Below are 18,618 nucleotides of genomic sequence, written 5' to 3' on the forward strand. Positions count from 1 at the left end.
CGTTACGACGCGAAGTAAAAGGTTGCATCGTGGTTGCGCGCGGCATTCACACGCTTGAGGACAAGGCGGTACGGACCGCCGGCCATTCTGGTCCGGTCAGCGAGTAGACGACGGTGTCGCGGATGGTCCCGTCCGGCCGGACGCGATGCGCGCGCAGCACCCCTTCCCGTTGTGCGCCGAGACGTTCGATCGCCTTCTGCGACTTGAGGTTGCGGATATCGGTCTCCCACGAGACGCGGTTCGCGCCGAGGTCGTCGAAAGCGTGGCGCAGCAACAGGAGTTTCGACGCGCGGTTGAGCCCGGTCCGCTGCCATTCGGAACCGATCCAGGTGTAGCCGACGGAAACGATCTTGTGGCGCGCGTTCATCGCGTAGAACGACGTCGTGCCCGCGACCTCGCCGGTACGCGCGTCGATCTGCGCCCAGGCGCGGCGGTCGGGGTCGGCGAGGATGTCTTCGACCATCGCTTCGGCGGCGGCGAGATCCCGCGGTTGCCGGAGGCTGAGCCAGGTCCAGATCGCCGGGTCGGAGCCCGCCGCGAAGAGGCCCTTGGTGTGGTCGCGGGTGAGGGGTTCGAGGCGGACGCGTTCACCGGTCAGGGTCGCGTGGTCGTTCCAGTCGGTCACGATCTTGACGGTACGACCGGCAATGGCCTTACTGGATAGCCAGTTTTGAAGCATTCGAGAAGGCCACTGCGGCGTTGCCTATGCTCGCGGGAACGATCGACGAAGGCGAGGCACCATGGCCGAAGAGCGGGAAGAGCTCACCTGGGAGTTGTTCGGGACGGCCGGCAGGGATCTGGCACAGGCCGTCGCCGACGACGGCTTCGAGCCGGACCTGATCCTGTCGATCGCGCGCGGCGGGCTGTTCGTCGCCGGAGCGCTCGGCTACGCGCTGGACGTCAAGAACCTGCACGTGATGAACGTCGAGTTCTACACCGGCGTCGACCAGCGTCTCGACCTGCCGGTGATGCTGCCGCCGGTGCCGAACGTCGTCGACCTGACGAAGAAGAAGGTGCTCGTCGCCGACGACGTCGCGGACACGGGCGCGACCCTGAAGCTGGTCCGCGACTTCTGCGCCGACCACGTCGCCGAGGTGCGCTGCGCGGTCGTCTACGAGAAGCCGCGCTCCGAGGTCGAATGCGAGTACGTCTGGAAGCACACGGACCGGTGGATCAACTTCCCGTGGTCGGTGCAGGCGCCTGTGGTGCGGCGCGAGGGCCAGGTGCTGGACGCGTGACGGATCCGCTGAAGCCACTGCTGGACCTCGAAGGGGTCGCGGCGGCCGCGAAATCGGCTCAGGACGCGGTGTTCGCCGTCCACCGGCTGCCCGCCAACCTGCGCGGCGGCGCGGCGACGGCCGCCGAAGCGTCCGTGCGGTCGGCGCGGGCGTCGGCGGGGATCGAAGGCGCCGCGCCCGAACTGCCGGAATCCGGCGAGGTGACCGATCCGGTGCTGGCTGGCGCGTTGCGGGTCGCGGAAGCGCTCGAAGGCCTGCTCCCGACGTGGCGGCGGGCGCCGCTGCAGGCGTTGGCGCGCCTGCACGTTCTCGCCGCGTCGGATCTGGTGACGGATCTCGACGCGCTGGGGCGGCCGCGGTCGTCCGGTGACGTCGGGCCGCGGCTGGAGATGCTGGCGCAACTGGTCACCGGCGCGACGTCGGTGCCGGGGCCGGTGCTGACCGCCGTCGTGCACGGGGAACTGTTGGCGCTCAAGCCTTTCGGCTCCGCGGACGGGGTCGTCGCGCGGGCGGCGGCACGGCTTTCGGCGGTGGCGACCGGGCTGGACCCGAAGGCGCTGACGGTGCCGGAGGTCGCGTACTTCCGGCGTGTACCGAAGTACCTCGAAGCCGCTTCAGGCTTCTCCAGCGGGTCTCCTGAAGGCGTTCGCGCTTGGCTGCTCTTCTCGTGCGAAGCGTTCGAGGCGGGCGCTCGTGAGGCGAAGTCCATCTCCGACGCCGCCGGCTGACCTCTGGCGAGATCCCACATGGGATCTTGCCCAGGTGTAGTGCGTGACCACATGGTCTAAGCGCCCCGGGCGACCTAACGTCGTCCGGCATGAGTGGTGCGTATCACAGCGATCTGGCCGGTAAGTCCGCGCTGGTCACCGGCGCGGCGGGCGGGATCGGCCTGGCCTGCGCCGAAGCGCTCGCCGAGGCCGGGGCCAAGGTCCATCTCGTCGACATCGACGACGCCGTCGAGAAGGCGGCGGCCGGAGTCGACGGCATCGCGCACGTCGTCGACCTCACCGACGCCAAGGCCGTCGAGACCCTCCCCACCGAGATCGACATCCTCGTCAACAACGCCGGTTTCCAGCACATCGCGCCGATCCACGAGTTCCCGCCGGAGACGTTCACCCGCGTCCAGTCGCTCATGGTCACCGCGCCGTTCCTGCTCATCCGCCGTGCGCTGCCGAGCATGTACGAACGCGGCTGGGGGCGCGTGGTCAACATGTCCAGCGTCCACGGCCTCCGCGCGAGCCCGTTCAAATCCGCGTACGTCACCGCGAAACACGCACTCGAAGGCCTCTCCAAGGTCACCGCGCTCGAAGGCGCCGAACACGGCGTGACCAGCAACTGTGTCAACCCGGGCTACGTCCGGACGCCGCTGGTCACCGGCCAGCTCCAGGCGCAGGCCGAAGAGCACGGGCTCGAACGCGACGCCGTCATCGAGCAGGTCCTGTTGCGGCGGTCGGCGATCAAACGGCTCATCGAACCGGCGGACGTCGCCGCGTGCGTGCTCTGGCTGTCCGGCGACCACGCCGCCCACGTCACCGGCACCTCCATCCCCCTCGACGGCGGCTGGACCGCCGCGTGAACCCCTCCCCGGAAAGGACCTCCTCGGTGACCACCCAGAACCGCGGCTCGATCGCGAAGGTCGTCAGCGCCAGCCTGATCGGCACGACGATCGAGTGGTACGACTTCTTCCTCTACACCTCCGCCGCGGCGCTGGTGTTCGGCAAATTGTTCTTTCCCTCCAACGATCCGCTCACCGGCACGCTGCTGGCGTTCCTCACCTACGCCGTCGGCTTCCTCGCGCGGCCGATCGGCGGGCTGGTGTTCGGGCATTTCGGCGACCGCGTCGGCCGCAAGAAGCTGCTGGTGCTGAGCCTGCTGCTGATGGGCGGGTCGACCTGCGCGATGGGCATCCTCCCGACCTACGCGACCGTCGGTGTGGTGGCGCCGATCCTGCTGACGCTGCTGCGGCTCGTGCAGGGTTTCGCGCTCGGCGGCGAATGGGGCGGCGCGGTGCTGATCGTCTCCGAACACGGCGACGACAAGCGCCGCGGGTTCTGGGCGTCGTGGCCGCAATGCGGTGCTCCCGGCGGCAACCTGCTCGCGACGGCGGTCTTGGCGATCCTCGCCGCGACGCAATCCGACGAAGCGTTCCTCAGCTGGGGCTGGCGCATTCCGTTCCTGCTGTCCGGTGTGCTCGTGGTGATCGGGCTGTGGATCCGGCTCGTGGTCAGCGAATCGCCGGTGTTCCTCGCGGCGCAGAAGAACGACAAGACCACGCACGCGCCGGTCGTCGAGGTGTTCCGCAAGAGCTGGCGCGCGGTGCTGATCACGATCGGCTCCCGGATGGCGGAGAACGTCTCGTACTACGTGATCACCGCGTTCATCCTCGTCTACGTGACCACCGGGCTGAGCCTGCCGAAATCCGCCGGTCTCAACGCGGTGCTCATCGGCTCGGCGGTGCACTTCGTGACGATTCCCTTGTGGGGCAAGCTTTCCGACCGGATCGGCCGCCGCCCCGTCTACCTGTTCGGCGCGATCGGCATGGCGGTGTGGAGCTTCGTGTTCTTCGCGATGCTCGACACGAAGAACTCCGGCGTCATCATCCTCGCGGCGACCATCGGTCTGGTGCTGCACGGCGCGATGTACGGCCCGCAGGCCGCGTTCTTCTCCGAACAGTTCCCGACGCGGGTGCGCTACACCGGGCTTTCGGTCGGTGGGCAGCTGTCTTCGATCGCGGCGGGCGCGGTGGCTCCGCTCATCGCGGTGGCACTGTTCAAGGAGTTCGGCAGCACGGTCCCGGTGTCGCTCTACGTGGTCTCGATGTGCGCGCTGACCGTGATCGCCCTGCTCGCCGCCCGCGAGACCAAGGGTGAATCCCTGCACTCCGAAGTTCTCACGGAGCGCGGTCACGTGTCAGCATGACCGCTGTGGACGGAGCCGCGGAATTGCGCCGGCTGCTCGAACTGCTCGCCTCCGGCGCGGGCAGCGAGCAGCTGGCGCACGTCCCCGTGGACCCGAAGGCCACCGAGCTGGCGCTGCGGATCCGGGACACCGTCGCCGAGCACCGGCGGCGCGAGGCGGAGCTGGCCGCGTTGTTCGACACCGCCAGCGACCTCGCCCGGCTGGACGATCCGGACGCCGTCCTCCGGTCGATCGTGCGGCGGGCGCGGGCGTTGCTCGGCGTGGACGTCTCGTATCTCAGTCTCAACGACGAGACCGAGGGCAAGACCTACGTTCGCGTCACCGATGGGTCGGTTTCCGCGCTGTTCCAGGACATCGTGCTCGGCATGGGCGAGGGGCTCGGCGGGCTGGTCGCGCAGACCGCGCGGCCGTACGCGACGGCGGATTACTTCAACGACAAGCGGTTCCGCCACACGTCGTCGATCGACACCGGAGTGCTCGACGAAGGACTGACCGCGATCCTCGGGGTGCCGCTGGCGATCGGCAGCAAGGTCATCGGGGTGCTGTTCGCCTCGGACCGGACCACCCGCGAGTTCTCGCCCGACGAGGTCGCGCTGCTGTCGTCGCTGGCCGACCACGCGGCGATCGCGCTGGACAACGCGCATCTGCTCGACGAGACGCGTCGCGCGGTCGCCGAGCTGAACGCCGCGAACGCGACGATCAGCGCGCACAACGACGCGATGCGCCGGGCCGAGGACGCGCACGACCGGCTGATGGATCTCGTGCTGCGCGGCGGTGATCTGGCCGAGGTCGCCGCCGCGGTCGCGGACGTGCTCGGCGGCGCCATCGCCGTCTATGACGCGGACGGCGCGGTCCTCGCCAGGACCGACGGTGAGCTGAGTCTTTCGCGCACCGCGGTTTCCGCGTCCAGGGCGAGCGGGCGCGCGGTGTCCACTGAGGACGGTTGGCTGTGCGCGGTCCAGGCAGGTCAGGAGTTCCTCGGCAGTCTGGTGCTGGGCGGCGGGCACTCGCTCGGCGAGGCCGACCGGCGGCTGTTCGAGCGGGCGGGCGTGGTCACCGCCGTGCTGCTGATGCAACGGCGGTCCGTCGCGCGCGCCGAGGACGAGGTGCGCGGCGAGCTGCTGTCGGACCTGCTCACCGCGCCCGGCCGCAATCCGGCCGCGCTACTGGCACGCGGTCGGCGACTGGGGGTCGATTTGTCGACATCGCACGCGGTGCTGGTCGCGCATTCCGACGACGTCTCCCGGCGTCGGCTGGCCGCGGCGGCTTCGCGGCACGCGGACCTGGTCGGGGTGCACGCCGACGAGGTAGTGCTTCTCGTCCGTGGCGCGGATCCCGGTGTGCTGGCGCGATCGGTCGCCGCCGAACTGACGTCCACAATGGACTGCCCGGTGACGGTGGGCGCGGCGGGGCCGGCTGCGTCACCGAAGGCGCTGGCCGTGGCGCACGCCGAAGCCGCGCGATGTGTCGCGTCGCTGCTGGCGCTGGGCCGGGCGGGGGAAGGCGCGAGCATGGCCGACCTCGGCTTCGTCGGGCTGCTCCTCGGCGAGCACGCCGACCTCGGCGCGTACGTGGCCGCCACGATCGGCCCGGTGCTCGACTACGACGAACGCCGCGGCACGGACCTGATCGGCACGCTCCGCGCGTATTTCGCCTGTGGCGGCAACTTGACGCGGGCGAAGGACCTGCTCCACGTGCACGTCAACACCGTCGTCCAGCGACTGGACCGCATCGCGTCGCTGCTGGGCGAGCAATGGCAGGCGCCCGAGCGCGCGCTGGAACTCCAGCTCGCGCTCAGGCTGCATCGCCTCACCAGTGACCGAAACGGATGACGTCGTCGAAGTCGCGTCGGGCGATCGTGGTCGCCGACGAGCCGGGCGACGGACCGGATTCGGCGCCGTGCCCGAGCGCCACGACACCGATCGGGTCGTGATCCTCCGGCACGCCGAACTCGCTGTGAAGCCTCTCCACGCTTTCCGGTGCCAGCCCGAAGAACACTGCGCCGAGACCTTCGTCGACGACCGTCTGCAGGATGAGCAACGTCGCCATCCCGGTGTCGACGTCCCAGTACGGCACGCGCCACCACGACTCGTCCCGATCTGCGACACCCTTGTCCGGCTTGGCATAGCGGTCGAGGTACGCGTTCTTGACCGAAAGCGGGACGATCGCGACCGGGGCCGTGGTCACGGTTTCCGGCGCCCAGCTCGCCCCGAACTCCCAGAATTTCGCGAGTTCTTCGCCGGTGAGGACGAGAAATCCTTGTCCCTGGGAGAATCCGGCCGATGGACCCTTCAGCGCGTTGCGCAGGATGCGCTGAAGGCTCGCCTCGGCGACGGGCTCGTCGGTGAACTTCCGGACCATGCGACGGCGTCGTACGACGTCCTGGAATTCCATGCGATCAGCTTAGTGCGCAAGACGTCGCCAGGTCACCGCTCGCGCGCGGGATGGTCGCCGAAGCGGGTGGGCGGACGCCGTCGAGCCAGCCTTCGAGCGCGGTGAACGCCGTACGGAAACACGGGCCGATGGGCCGCAGCTTGTCCGGATACGCGTCGTACAGCCCGTCGACGTGGGTGCCGTCGACGATCCGGTAGTAACGCTGGAGCCCGGCGCGGCCCTGCTCGGCGATCATCCGCTGATAGACATCGGAGTCACGGGTGATCGGCAGGAGCGTGTCGAGGGTGCCGTGCAGGGTGATCAGCGGTTTGCCGATCCGGCCGGTCAGCGAGATCCGTTCGACCGCGCGGTGCACCGACGGCGGGCGAGTGGCGTAGTCGTAGTCGGTTCCGGCGAACGACGGATCGAATTCGGCCTGATAGATGCGCTGGGTCAGGCCCCAATAGACGTCGTTGTGGTACGGCCAGAGGAATTCCGAACCCGGCGCGAAACCGGCGTCGAGGATCTCTTGATGGGCTTGCGCGGAACCGGCGGCGTACGCGGGATAGGCCTTGATCGCGGGCGGCAGGAAGGTGAACAGGTTCGGGCCGTCTTCGTGCCAAAGCGTGCCCTCCCAGTCGATTCCGCCGTCGTAGAGCCACGGCCGGTTCTCGAGCTGCCAGCGGACGAGGTAGCCGCCGTTCGACATCCCGGCCGCGAGGGTGCGGCTCGGCAGGCGTCCGTAGCGGTGCGCGACGGCCGCCTTCGCGGCGATGGTCAGCTGCGTGACCCGCGAGTTCCACTCGGCGATCGCGTCACCGGGGCGGCGTCCATCGGTGTGGAAGTCGGCTCCGGTGTTGCCCTTGTCGGTGGCGGCGAACGCGTAGCCGGCGGCGAGGACCTGGTCGCCGATCGCGCGGTCGTTCGCGTACTGCCGTCGCACGCCGGGCGATCCCGACACCACGAGGCCGCCGTTCCAGCGGTCGGGCAGCCGGAGCACGAACTGCGCGTCGTGGTGCCAGCCGTGCGTCGGGTTGGACGTCGACGAATCCGGGAAGTAGCCGTCGATCTGGATACCGGGAACGCCCTTGGGAGCGGGGAACCCCGCCGAGGTGAGCCCGGCCCAGTCCGCCTGGATGGTGTGCCCGGTGACCAGGGTGCCGATGGTCGTCAGATCGTCCAAACAGGACAGTCGTTGGGTCGCGGCGCCGGGAACGCGCACGTTCCCGCAACTGCTCGCCGCATGGGCGGGGGTGGCCAGGGCCAGCATCATCGCGAGGACCAGGAAGAGCCGCATCGGCCGACGATAAGCGGGTGTTTCGCGGATCGGTACCCGGCGCGACCACACAAAACGGGCCGTCGCTGTGGTGGTCTTCCACGTGGAAACCCCGCGGGCGCCGTCCGGTGACCGGGTTCGGGAGCAATCCCGGTGCTTTGCAGATGTTCGAATACGTTCCCGACGGTCTGCCGTCCGGACGTCCGGCGGTGGTCGTGCTGCACGGTTGCACGCAGGACGCCGCCGGATACGCGCGTGGCTCCGGCTGGGTCGGGCTCGCGGACAGGCTGCGGTTCAAACTCGTTCTGCCACAACAGGTCTCGGCGAACAACTTCAGCAAATGCTTCAACTGGTTCCAGGCCACGGACATCAAACGAGGGGCCGGAGAAGCCGAATCGATCGCGCAGATGGCGCGGTATTCGGCCGGAAGCCGGACGTACGTGACCGGCTTGTCGGCCGGTGGTGCGATGATTTCGGTGATGCTGGCGGCGTATCCGGAACTGTTCGCGGGCGGCGGTGTCGTCGCGGGGCTGCCCTACGGCTGCGCGGCCTCGATGATCGACGCGTACTCATGCATGAACCCCGGCAAGGATCTGACCCGAAGCAATGGGGCGACAAGGTGCGCGCCGCGGGCACGGGGCCGCGGACTACACGGTCGCCCCGATGAATATGCGTGAGCTTCCGAGCAGTGGACCGATGTCGGCGCGGCCGTCGACACGCACGCCGTCGCCGGGATGGGGCACGGTCAGCCGATCGCATCGGGGTCCGGTTGCGGGCAAGCGGGGCCGTATCTGCTCGATGTCGGCGTATGCGCCGCGGCGGAACTCGCGGCGAAGTGGCGGCTAGGCGAGGACGGCGTCCAGTAGCCCGGGGAAGCGCGCGTGGACGTCCTCGGTCCGTAGCTCGACCCAGCGGGTCCGGCCCTCGACGAACGTCGTCGTGAGGCCGGCCTCGCGCAACACCTTCCAGTGGTGGGAGAGCGTCGGCGCGCTGATGTCGACGTCGTACTCGGTGACGGCGCAGCTTCGCGGCGAAGGGTTGCTTCGCAGGGCGCGGATCAGCTCCAGGCGCACGGGATCCGCGAGCGCCTGGAGCACCGGCACGATCTCGATCTCGTCGATCGACGGCTGCGGCAGCGTGCTGCTCACGGCACTCCAAACTATTTGACAGTCATCGAACAGTCTCGTCACTATACCTCCCATGACGATTCGACGATCATCAAATGATCGGCTCGCTCTGGGGGCTCTGCTGGTACTCGCCGTCGGGACGTTCACCGTCGGCACCGACGGATTCGTCCTGAACGGGCTGCTGCCCGCCATCGCCGCCGACCTGCGGGTTTCCGAGGCCGTCGCGGGCCAGCTGACCACGGTCTTCGCGGTTACCTACGCCATTTCCTCACCGCTGATCGCGGCTTTCACCGGACGGCTCGACCGGCGCTGGGTGCTCGGCGCGGGGATGGTGCTGTTCACGATCGGCATGGCCGGTCAGGCGCTCGGCGAATCCTTCGCCGTGGTCGCCGTCGCGCGGGTGCTGGCCGCCCTCGGCGCCGCCGCGTTCCAATCCAACGCGTATGTGCTCGCCGGTGCGCTGGCGTCGGACGAGCGCCGTGGGCGCGCGCTGGCCACGGTCTCGAACGGGATGAGCGTGTCGATGGTGCTCGGCGTGCCGATCGGGGTGGTGGCGGGCAACTGGTTCGGCTGGCGTGCGGTGATGTGGGGGATCGGCGCGGTGGCGCTGGTCGTGATGCTGCTGGTGCCGCTGCTGCCCGGCGTTCGGATGCCGACGGTGTCGTTGCGCGACAGGCTCGCCGTCGTCGCGCGGCCGCCGATCGCGCGTGTGCTCGGCGTGAGCGTCCTCGGCACCGCCGCGGGCTTCGCGGCCTTCGTGTACCTGCCGGTGCTGGTGGCTCCGGTGGCGGTGGGCGCGACGATCTCGTGGCTGCTCGTCGGTTTCGGGATCGGGCAGATCGCGGGCAACGCCTTCGCGGGCCGGGCGACGGACTCGCTGGGGCCTTCGCGCGTCCGCTCGATTTCGTTGATCGGCACGGTCGTGACGTTCGCGCTGCTGGACGTCGCCGTGCTGAGCCTGCCCGGTTCGCTGGTCCTCGCGCTGGCTTCGGGGGTCTTCGGCGGCATGCTGATGGTTCCGCAGCAGCACCGGCTGTTCTCGCTGGCGCCCGACGCGCCGACGGTCGCCATGGGGCTCAACGGTTCCGCGATCTACGGCGGCGGAGCCCTCGGTGCCGCGCTGGGTGGCGTCGTCCTGTCTTCCGCCGGTGTCTGGTGGATCGGTCCCGTTGCCGCCTTCGTCGCACTGTTGGGCTTCGCGCTTTCGGTGCCTTCGCGGGCGAAGGTGCCCGAGCCTGCGTGACCCAGGGGAGCAAGGGACCTTTGCTACCACTTCTCTCGACATCGAGACAAGTGGTAGCAAAGGTCCCTTGCTCTCTTTCCGCAGGTCAGAGCGGCTACTTGACCGACCAGCGCTCCTCGATACGCGCAAACCGCCACACGAGGAGCGCGAAGAGCCACGTAAACACGAAGAGCGCTACAACCGCGTAGCCCACGTAGTCCAGGCTCAGCGATCCGATAGCCGCGAGCGGTCCGGTCGTGATGCCGAACCGTTCGGTGATGATCGAGACGACTTCGATCGTCCCGATGAGCAAGGCGACCGCGACGGAAAGCGCCGTCACGATGAGGTTGTAGTAGATCTTCCGCACCGGCTTCGCGAGCGCCCAGCCGTACGCGAAGTTCATGAAGCAGCCATCGACGGTGTCGAACAGCGTCATCCCCGCGGCGAACAGGATCGGCAGTACCAGGATCGCGTACCAGGGCAGCGAGAACGCCGCCGCGCCGCCGGCGAGCACCAGCAGGCTGACCTCGGTCGCGGTGTCGAAGCCGAGGCCGAACAGCACGCCGATCGGGTAGATGTGCCAAGGCTTGCGCACCGCTTTGGTGGCGCCGCGGAGCAGGCGGTTCATGAAGCCGCGGTTGTCGAGTTGCCGCTCCAGCGCCGCTTCGTCGAATTCGCCCCGCCGCATACGCCGGAACACCTTCACGATGCCGCCGAGCACCACCAGGTTCATGATCCCGATGAGGTACAGGAACACCGCCGAAACGGAGGTCCCGATCAGCCCGGTCGCCTCGTGCAGCGCCGACGAGTCGTCCTCGACGGCCCCGGCGAGCGCGCGGACGCCGAGCGACAGCAGCAGGCACAGGACGAAGACGATCGTCGAATGGCCGAGGGAGAACCAGAACCCGACCGAAAGCGGCCGTTGCCCGTCGGCCATCAGCTTGCGGGTGGTGTTGTCGATCGCGGCGATGTGGTCCGCGTCGAACGCGTGCCGCATCCCGAGTACGAACGCCGTGACGCCGAGACCGACCCCGAACACGCCCGTGGCGCCGAGCTCGTACTGGCGCGGCGCCACGAAAAGCGTCAGGACCCCCCAGCCGATGACGTTGAGCAGCAGGATGAATCCGGCCATCCCGGCGACGGACACCCGTTCGCGTCGCGTGAGCGCGATGCGTCGGGATGAACGGGTCTGTCCGCCGGTGTTCAGCTCGCGCGCACCCTGAGGGAGTCGAGAGCCTTTCGTACGTGGCCATCGCTGGCCGTCAGCGCCTTCGCCGCACTCGCGACGTCTTCGCCGGACAGCAGATGGACCAGCGCGACCTTGAGGTCGCCGTCGGCCTCGGTGAGCGCGTCGGAACAGTCCGCCATGCTCATGCCGGTGGCCTCGCGCAGGATCCGGATGGTCCGCCCGCGCAGCTTCGCGTTGGTCGCCCGCATGCTCACCATCAGGTTCGAATACGTGCGGCCGAGCTTGATCATCGTCGCGGTGGAGAACGCCGTGAGGATGATCTTCTGCGCCGTGCCCGCCTTCATCCGCGTCGATCCGGCGATCGCCTCGGGGCCGGTGTCCACCGCGATGAGGACGTCGACACCCGGCGGCGTCACCGCTGCCGGATTGCCCGAGACCAGGGCGGTCCGGGCACCGCGACGGCTGGCCGCGGCCAGCGCGCCGAGGACGTAGGGAGTCCGGCCGGAAGCCGTCAGCCCGAGCACGAAGTCGCCGGGTGCGACGGACTCGGCCACCTCGGCGGCTCCGGCCTTCGCGTTGTCCTCGGCGTCTTCGACGGCTTGGCGCAGTGCGCGCGCGCCGCCCGCGTGATGCGCGATGAACCAATCGGAGGGCACGTTGAACGTCGGTACGAGCTCCGCCGCGTCCAACGTCGCCAGCCTGCCGGAAGTACCGGCCCCGAAGTAGTGCACGCGGTGTCCCGACCGCAGCGCTTCCACGGCGAAGTCGACCGCCCGCGCCACCTGCGGCAGCACCGCGGCGACGGCTTCGGGGACCCGGCGGTCCTCGGCGTTGATCGCGCCGAGGATGCCCATGGTCGACATCAGGTCGATGTCGGTCGTCCGTGGATTGCGCTGTTCGGTTGGCGAGTCGACGTGCACCACCTGGCGTGGGACGGTCATCATGCGCCTCACTTTTTCGCTCATTTGCCGGTTTCCCGCGGCCGCCGCCTGCCGTCGGGCCGGACGCCCAGACGGTGCGAGCCAACCGCGTCCCTGGTCGCGTCGAGCGCGTTGACCGACGCGTCCATGTGCCGCTGCGCGACACCGATGAACAGGCAGTCGATGACGGTCAGCTGCGCGATGCGACTGGCGGTCGCACCCGAGCGGAACGTCGTCTCCCGCGCGGCCGTGGTCAGCACGTGGTCGGCGACCTCGGTGATCGGTGAACGCGGGAAATTCGTCACGGCGACGGTGATCGCGCCGTGCTCACGGGCCACCCGCAGCGCCTCGACGGTGTCCGTGGTCGCGCCCGTGTGGGAGATGCCGATCGCGACGTCGCCGGGGCTCAGCACGGCGGCCGAGGTGAGCATGATGTGCGTGTCCGACCAAGCGAAACTGACCCGCCCGATGCGGTGCAGCTTCTGCTGCAGGTCCGCGGCGACGAACGCGCTCGCGCCCACGCCGTAGACGTCCACGCGGCCCGCGCCGGCCACGATGTCGATCACGCGCTGTAGCGACGGGACGTCGAGCTGGTCGGCCGTCTCCTCCACGGCGCGCGCGTCCGCGAAGCTGACCTTGCCGATCACCGCGGCCAAGTCGTCCTCCGGACCGATCTCGCCGCCGAGGTTGCGGGTCGACCGCGCCTCGGAGCGGGCGGTGTCGGCCGCCAGTGCGATCCTGAGCTGCGGATACCCGCCGACGCCGACCGCCTTGCAGAACCGCGTGACGGTGGTTTCGCTGGTGTTCGCCGCGAGCGCGACCTCGGTGATGCTGCGCCGCGCGACCTGTGCGGGGTCGTCGAGGACGACCTTCGCGACGCGCTGCTCGGCCCGGGCGAGCCCGGGCAGGAGGGAGCGAATCCGGACGAGCGGGCTCGCGTCAGCGTCCCGTGTCGGCTGCGCCGGCACGGCCTCGGACGGTGCGGCCGCGATTACGGAATCGGTATCGCCCACCGTGGGAAAGTTACTAACCGTTGGCATCTGCGACAAGGCTACCCACACCCTTCGGGAAGATCGCAACCTATCCGTGTCTGCGGATTCGATTTGCGATTAATCGTTGACCAGAAAGTCGCTAACCAGGTCGAGGCCGTTAACGAGGTCGAGCTAACGACTTGGCAACTTAGTGTCGCGACGCAAGGGGCTGTGTCCCGGTCAACGGGGCCGCTTGGTCAGCGCATCGAAGCCGATTGGCTACCTAGTGCTCAACTTCCAGCCGGTAGCGACGAAAGTAGGGGGATTATGCTCACTGTCCAGCAGTATGCGGCCGCGTTCAGTGACTTTCACACCATCCAAGGAAATTCCTCGTCCGGTGTAACGGGCATCGGTCGTGTAACGCCACCGGAGGGTGATTTGTGAGCTTTGTGACACCTCGGCGGCGGCCCGCCACCAAGCGCGGTGTCCGTGTCCGCCGAGGCCGTTTTGCTCTCCGGTGGGGGCGCCTGGTCCGGACGCACGCACGGTAATCGATTTCCAGGTTGCTCCGCCGTCGGTACTTATTTCCAGGAACAGCGAATCCGACGGTCCTTCGGTGTCCACGAAGGTGTCGAAGGAGACCTTCAGCGGCCCGCCGCGCGTCCGTAACGGCGGAGTCGTGAGCGTGGCCGTGGAGACGTCTCCGGCGCCGCTGAACCACGCGTCGCGGCCGCGCACCGGGCGGACGGCCATCGCCTTCGCGAGCGAGCTCGCCCACGTCTCCCTCGCGAGGTTGATCGAGCCCCAGCTCCGCGTCGGGTGCACGCGGTTGGTGAGCAGGATCGCGAACGACCGCGAGAGCGGATCGATCACCAGCGAGGTCCCGGTGAAGCCGGTGTGCCCGGCCGTCGAGGGGGCCGACAGCGCGCCCATGTACCAAGGCTGGTCGAGTTCGAAGCCGAGCCCGTGCGCGTTGTCGGGGAACTTGTGGTTGTAGTTCGTCAGCATCGCCCGCACGGTCTCCTCGCGCAGGATCCGCTGGCCGCGGTACGCGCCGCCGTTGAGGATCGTTTGCGCGAGCACCGCCATGTCGGCGGCCGTGGAGAACACGCCCGCGTGCCCGGCGACGCCGCCCAGCGACCAAGCGTTCTCGTCGTGCACTTCGCCGCGTACGAGCCCTCTGGGCGGCTTCGCGGCGTACTCGGTCGCCGCGACCCTGGCGAGTTTCGACGCGGGCGGGTTGTAGCCGGTGTCCACCAGGCCCAGCGGCGCGGCGATGCGGTCCTGGACCACCTTGTCCAACGGAGCCCCGGCCACCTTCTCGACCAGGAAGCCGAGCGTCAGCAGGTTGATGTCGGAGTAGAGGTATGTGCTGCCCGGCGCGTTCTTCAGCGGGCTGTCGAGGACGGCCTTCCGGCGGGACGGGATGTCCGGGTAGCCCTCCCACAACGACGGGAGCGGTGTCGCGGCGAAACCCGAGACGTGGGTGAGCAACTGCTGGACGGTGACGGCCTCCTTACCGTTCACCCCGAACTCCGGCAGGTACCGCACCACCGGCGCCGAGATGTCCAGCTTGCCCGTCTCGGCCAGCTGCATCACCGCGATGGAGGTGAACAGCTTCGAGATCGAAGCCATGTCGAAGATCGTGTCCGCGCGCATCGGCACCTGCTGCTCGGGTGGCAGCTCCGTGCCCTTGGCGTCGGCGTAGCGGACCGCGCCGCCGACGGCCTGGCGCTCGACGATCACGCCGTCATGCGCGAGCAGACCGACTGCTCCGGAGAAGTGCGGATGGCCGGTGGCGTCCGGCTTCGTCCAGCTCTCGATGAACCGCTCGGCCGCCTTGATCGGCTCCGGGTCGAGGCCGACGTCGGAGGGCGCGCCGTCGCGCAGCACGGTGGACGCCGGCGCGAAGCCTCCGCGCGGCTTGTCGAACCGGCCCGCCGCGCCGTCTCCCTGTTGCCCGGTCCCCGGAATCGCCTGTGCTCCCGCCGTCGACAGCGTGGTCGCCGCGACCAATACGGAGACGGCCGCGATCAGGATCTTCCTAACACGGTGCCGACGCGGCTCTGCGCGCGACCGCGATCGCATCGCCAGGGCGTCCGTTGGTATCGATGGTGCGGTGCCCGGTGCGGACGCCCTGCCGCTGCGATAGCGGGGCCTGTCGGCCGAGGCGCGCTCTATGCTCCCGTCAGGTGCCGCGTCTTGCGTTCCCATCGCTTTGCTCCCCTCAGCGATAGATGAGATGGCGGCGGCGTTTCCGGTCGAACTCGGCCAGTTCGGCCTGCCAGGACCCGACGATCTCGTCCACTCCGGCGCCCTTGTCGATCATCGTGCGCAGCCTGTCCGAGCCGGAGAGCTTGTCGAGGAAGTTGTCCGGGCGCCACTTGAACTTGTCCGGATGCACCTGTTTCGCGGTGACGAACATGGTGACCGCGGTGCGGATGGCGTCGAACGCCCGCGGATCGGTGATCGTCACCTGCACGCCGCCGCAGGGCTCGTTGACGAACTTGCCGAATGTCGGCACGAAGTACGCCTCACGGAACTTCACCCCGGGAAGCCGTAGCTCGCCCAGCTTCTCGCGCCAGCGCCAATCGAGGCCCGGCGCGCCGATGATCTCGAACGGCCTGGTGGTGCCCCGGCCTTCGGAGAACACGGTGCCCTCGAACATCCCGGTGCCGGGGTAGACGAGCGCGGTGTCCGGCGTCGGCATGTTCGGGCTCGGCGGGACCCAGGTCAGCCCGGTGCGGGCGAAGAGCTGATCGCGGCGCCAATCGCGCACCTCGACGATTTCGAGCCTGCCCGGCGTGACCCCCTCGGCAGGCAGGAACTCGGCCGCGAAGAACCGCGCGAGTTCGCCGACGGTCATGCCGTGCTGCTGCACGATCGGCTTCCGGCCGACACCCGAGGCGAACGCCGGGTTCAGCATCGGCCCGGCGGCCTTGCCACCCAGCGGATTCGGCCGGTCCAGCACGACCACCGCCGCGCCGACCTTCGCCGCCGCGACCATCGCCGTGTACAGCGACCAGATGTAGGTGTAGAACCGCGCGCCGACGTCGGCGATGTCGAAGACGACGGTGTCGACGCCCGCCTTCGTGAACATGCCGGCGAGCTTCGTCGCGTCGGCGCCGTACGCGTCGTACACCGGCACGCCGGTGCGCGGGTCGGTGTAGTCGCCCTCGGAACCGCCTGCCTGCGCGCTGCCGCGGAAACCGTGCTCCGGCCCGAACGCGGCGAGCGGCCGGACCCCGGCGGCGGCCATCGAGTCGACGATGTGGTCGCCGCTCGCCAGCACACCCGTCGGATTCGACAGCACGCCGAGCTTGCGGCCGGACAGCGGTGCCCAGCCCTGTGCGGCGAGCACGTCCGCTCCGGTGCGGGTGAGCGGGGGACCTTTGCTACCACTTTCCGGCTGGGCCCCCGCGACCGAGGACCCGGCCGTCAGCGCGGGGACCGCGAGCGCGCCGGTGGCGAGGAAGTGGCGGCGGTTGAGGTTCACCAGGTCAGCCCGTGGCCGAAGGGGTACTTCACCGTGCCCACGTCCTTGCCCGCGGGAACGTCCACCGGCAGCTTGCCCTGCGGCGTCACCTTCCCGAGGATCACCTTCGCCAGCGCTTCGAGCGAAGGCGTGATGTAGCCATACGTGGCGAGCCACGTCTTGATCGGGTTCTCGTAGCCGGCGTCGTAGGGGATCTGGGCGGCGACCGCGACGACGGGCTTCCCGGTGTCGGCCAGCGCCTGCAACAGCTTGCCCTGCAACGGATACGTGCCGACGTTGTTGGTCAGCACGACGACGAGGTCGACGTTCTTCGCCGCCGCGGCCGCCTGCGCGATCTGCGCGTCCGTCGGCGTCTGGCCGGTCTGGAGCGCGGTCGCCTGCGTGCCGTGTGCGGTGAGCTTCGCGGCCAGCGACGTCGTCGTGGTCGCGCCCCAGCCGGTCACGAGGGTCTTCGCGGGCTGCTGCTTGAGCGGCAGGACACCGCCGTCGTTGCGGATCGCGGTGACCGACCGGTCGGCGATGCCCTGCGCGGTCGCGAGGTTGGCCGGGACACCGACCTTCGACATCACCTTGGCCGGATCGACGAACGGCGAGGTGAGGATGCCGCGGTTCAGCTTGAGCTTCAGCACCCGCAGGACGCTCTCGTCGATACGCCGTTCGGTCAGCTCGCCCTTGCGGACGGCGTCGAGCACCGCGTTGATCGCGAGTTCGAGGTTCACCGGCATGAGCAGCTGGTCGATACCCGCCTTGAGGGCCAGCACCGGGATCTCCGCGTCGGTGTGCATCTCGCGCACGGCGTCCATCGAGAGGGAGTCGGTGACGACGACTCCGCGGTATCCGAGCTCCTCACGCAGCTTGCCGGTGAGGATCGGCTTCGACAGCGTGGCCGGTTCGCCCGACGGGTCGAGGCTGGGGAACTGGATGTGCGCGCTCATGATCGAGTCGATGCCCGCCTTGATGGCGGCCTTGAACGGCGGCACGTCGGTCTCGCGCCAGCTGGCCTCGCTCCGGTCGATCCGGGGCAGCTCGTGGTGACTGTCGGTGGCCGCGTCGCCGTGGCCTGGGAAGTGCTTCGCGGCGGCGGACACCGTCTCCGAGCGCCGTCCGGAGTTCTGGAAGCCCCTGACCTGGGCTTCGACGAACTGGCTCGCCAGCTCCGGGCGGCCGGAGAAGGAACGGACGCCGATCACCGGGTTCGCCGGGTTCGAGTTCACGTCGGCGTCGGGGGCGAAGTCCTGGTTGATGCCGACGGCGCGCAGCTCGTGCCCGAGGATCCGGGCGGCGTCCTGCGCGGCCTTGGTGTCGCGGCCGGCCGAGATCGCCATCGCGTTCGGCAGCTCCGTGGCGGGGGCACCCATCCGGGTGACCGTGCCGCCTTCCTGGTCGGTCGCGATCTGCAACGGGATGCGGGCGCCGCTGCGGAGCGCGGCCCGCTGGAGCCCGTTGGACAGCTTGGCGACCTGTACCGGGTCGTCGAAGTTGTCGCGGCTGTCGTTGTTGAAATAGATGACGCCGCCCAGGTGGTACTTCTCGATGACCTGCGCGGGGGTGTCGACACCGAAGTCGGCCTTGTTCTTGGCGTTGACCTCGTCGGCGGATTTGCCGTTCACCCAGGTGACGAAGAGCTGCCCGACCTTCTGCTCCAGGGTCAGCCCGCGCAGCGTCCGCTGCGCCTCCGCGTCGGCCGTCATCGGCTGCGCGGTAGCCGGAACACCCGCGACACCCAAGGCGAGCAGACCCGCGAGGGGCAGGGCGAGCGCATAAATCCTCCGATGACGGGCGTGCGCGATTCGGGTCGTCACCTCAAGCCTCCCAGATTCGTGCCTGACTCTCAGATGGAAAGAAGTCCACCTGGAAGCACTGATATCCGGAAGCTACCCACGAGCA

General features: G+C 69.1%; 17 protein-coding genes. 7 read left to right on the top strand and 10 right to left on the bottom strand.

The annotated features are described in order from the left end of the window. Positions 1–46: 46 nt before the first annotated feature. The gene (locus tag AVR91_RS31950; protein ID WP_063273880.1) at positions 47–625 is read right to left on the bottom strand and encodes a GNAT family N-acetyltransferase; all 579 of its coding nucleotides are present in this window, start codon (positions 623–625) and stop codon (positions 47–49) included. A 115-nt stretch (positions 626–740) separates the two neighbouring features. Here AVR91_RS31950 and AVR91_RS31955 point away from each other — a divergent pair, with 115 nt between their 5' ends. The 5 genes from AVR91_RS31955 to AVR91_RS31975 all read left to right on the top strand — a co-directional run bounded on the left by AVR91_RS31955 (position 741) and on the right by AVR91_RS31975 (position 5,989). Continuing rightward, the gene (locus AVR91_RS31955) at positions 741–1,238 is read left to right on the top strand and encodes a phosphoribosyltransferase (RefSeq protein ID WP_063273879.1); all 498 of its coding nucleotides are present in this window, start codon (positions 741–743) and stop codon (positions 1,236–1,238) included. Beyond that, positions 1,235–1,966 carry a Fic family protein gene (locus AVR91_RS31960; RefSeq protein WP_063273878.1) on the top strand — a complete coding sequence of 244 codons (732 nt, stop codon included), beginning with the start codon at positions 1,235–1,237 and terminating at the stop codon, positions 1,964–1,966. Before AVR91_RS31955 ends, AVR91_RS31960 begins: the two co-directional genes overlap by 4 nt. Positions 1,967–2,055: 89 nt before the next feature. After that, positions 2,056–2,814 carry a 3-hydroxybutyrate dehydrogenase gene (locus tag AVR91_RS31965; RefSeq protein ID WP_063273877.1) on the top strand — a complete coding sequence of 253 codons (759 nt, stop codon included), beginning with the start codon at positions 2,056–2,058 and terminating at the stop codon, positions 2,812–2,814. A gap of 26 nt (positions 2,815–2,840) precedes the next feature. Beyond that, positions 2,841–4,157 (top strand): MFS transporter, encoded by a 1,317-nt coding sequence (locus AVR91_RS31970; protein WP_063273876.1) that lies wholly within the window; start codon positions 2,841–2,843, stop codon positions 4,155–4,157. Continuing rightward, complete coding sequence (locus AVR91_RS31975; protein WP_063273875.1) at positions 4,154–5,989, top strand: helix-turn-helix domain-containing protein; 1,836 nt, start codon at positions 4,154–4,156, stop codon at positions 5,987–5,989. Before AVR91_RS31970 ends, AVR91_RS31975 begins: the two co-directional genes overlap by 4 nt. On the opposite strand, the gene AVR91_RS31980 is transcribed toward AVR91_RS31975, so the two are convergent. Beyond that, positions 5,967–6,551: a nitroreductase family protein gene (locus AVR91_RS31980; RefSeq protein WP_063273874.1), complete on the bottom strand. Its 585-nt coding sequence runs from the start codon at positions 6,549–6,551 to the stop codon at positions 5,967–5,969. The two genes, AVR91_RS31975 and AVR91_RS31980, sit on opposite strands and share 23 nt — an antisense overlap. A gap of 4 nt (positions 6,552–6,555) precedes the next feature. Then, a complete protein-coding gene (locus AVR91_RS31985; protein WP_211282797.1) occupies positions 6,556–7,827 on the bottom strand; it encodes a tannase/feruloyl esterase family alpha/beta hydrolase in 1,272 nt (423 codons plus the stop codon). Positions 7,828–7,934: 107 nt separating this feature from the next. Here AVR91_RS31985 and AVR91_RS31990 point away from each other — a divergent pair, with 107 nt between their 5' ends. After that, a complete protein-coding gene (locus AVR91_RS31990) occupies positions 7,935–8,483 on the top strand; it encodes an extracellular catalytic domain type 1 short-chain-length polyhydroxyalkanoate depolymerase (protein WP_455577841.1) in 549 nt (182 codons plus the stop codon). Between the two features lie 165 nt (positions 8,484–8,648). Here the strand turns inward: AVR91_RS31990 and AVR91_RS31995 are convergent, their stop codons facing one another. Then, a complete protein-coding gene (locus AVR91_RS31995) occupies positions 8,649–8,954 on the bottom strand; it encodes an ArsR/SmtB family transcription factor (protein ID WP_037335099.1) in 306 nt (101 codons plus the stop codon). Between the two features lie 52 nt (positions 8,955–9,006). Between AVR91_RS31995 and AVR91_RS32000 the strand changes: the two genes are divergently transcribed. Beyond that, positions 9,007–10,176: an MFS transporter gene (locus AVR91_RS32000; protein WP_063273873.1), complete on the top strand. Its 1,170-nt coding sequence runs from the start codon at positions 9,007–9,009 to the stop codon at positions 10,174–10,176. Positions 10,177–10,270: 94 nt separating this feature from the next. Here the strand turns inward: AVR91_RS32000 and nicT are convergent, their stop codons facing one another. The 6 genes from nicT to AVR91_RS32030 all read right to left on the bottom strand — a co-directional run bounded on the left by nicT (position 10,271) and on the right by AVR91_RS32030 (position 18,533). Beyond that, on the bottom strand, positions 10,271–11,362 hold the full coding sequence (nicT, locus tag AVR91_RS32005) for a Nickel transporter NicT (RefSeq protein ID WP_063273897.1): 1,092 nt from the start codon (positions 11,360–11,362) through the stop codon (positions 10,271–10,273). Beyond that, positions 11,359–12,288 (bottom strand): N-acetylmuramic acid 6-phosphate etherase, encoded by a 930-nt coding sequence (locus AVR91_RS32010; protein ID WP_007028475.1) that lies wholly within the window; start codon positions 12,286–12,288, stop codon positions 11,359–11,361. The genes nicT and AVR91_RS32010 overlap by 4 nt, the downstream gene beginning before the upstream one ends. Before the next feature lie 17 nt (positions 12,289–12,305). Further along, entirely contained in the window at positions 12,306–13,304 is a 999-nt protein-coding gene (locus AVR91_RS32015; RefSeq protein WP_225949385.1) for a MurR/RpiR family transcriptional regulator, read from the bottom strand. Positions 13,305–13,514: 210 nt separating this feature from the next. Continuing rightward, positions 13,515–15,323 (bottom strand): serine hydrolase, encoded by a 1,809-nt coding sequence (locus AVR91_RS32020; protein ID WP_228709401.1) that lies wholly within the window; start codon positions 15,321–15,323, stop codon positions 13,515–13,517. A gap of 139 nt (positions 15,324–15,462) precedes the next feature. After that, a complete protein-coding gene (locus AVR91_RS32025; RefSeq protein WP_063273872.1) occupies positions 15,463–16,731 on the bottom strand; it encodes an exo-beta-N-acetylmuramidase NamZ family protein in 1,269 nt (422 codons plus the stop codon). Beyond that, the gene (locus AVR91_RS32030; protein ID WP_063273871.1) at positions 16,728–18,533 is read right to left on the bottom strand and encodes a glycoside hydrolase family 3 protein; all 1,806 of its coding nucleotides are present in this window, start codon (positions 18,531–18,533) and stop codon (positions 16,728–16,730) included. Before AVR91_RS32030 ends, AVR91_RS32025 begins: the two co-directional genes overlap by 4 nt. Positions 18,534–18,618: the final 85 nt, after the last annotated feature.

The sequence above is a fragment of the Amycolatopsis keratiniphila subsp. keratiniphila genome (genome assembly GCF_001620365.2).
GTDB lineage: Bacteria > Actinomycetota > Actinomycetes > Mycobacteriales > Pseudonocardiaceae > Amycolatopsis > Amycolatopsis keratiniphila.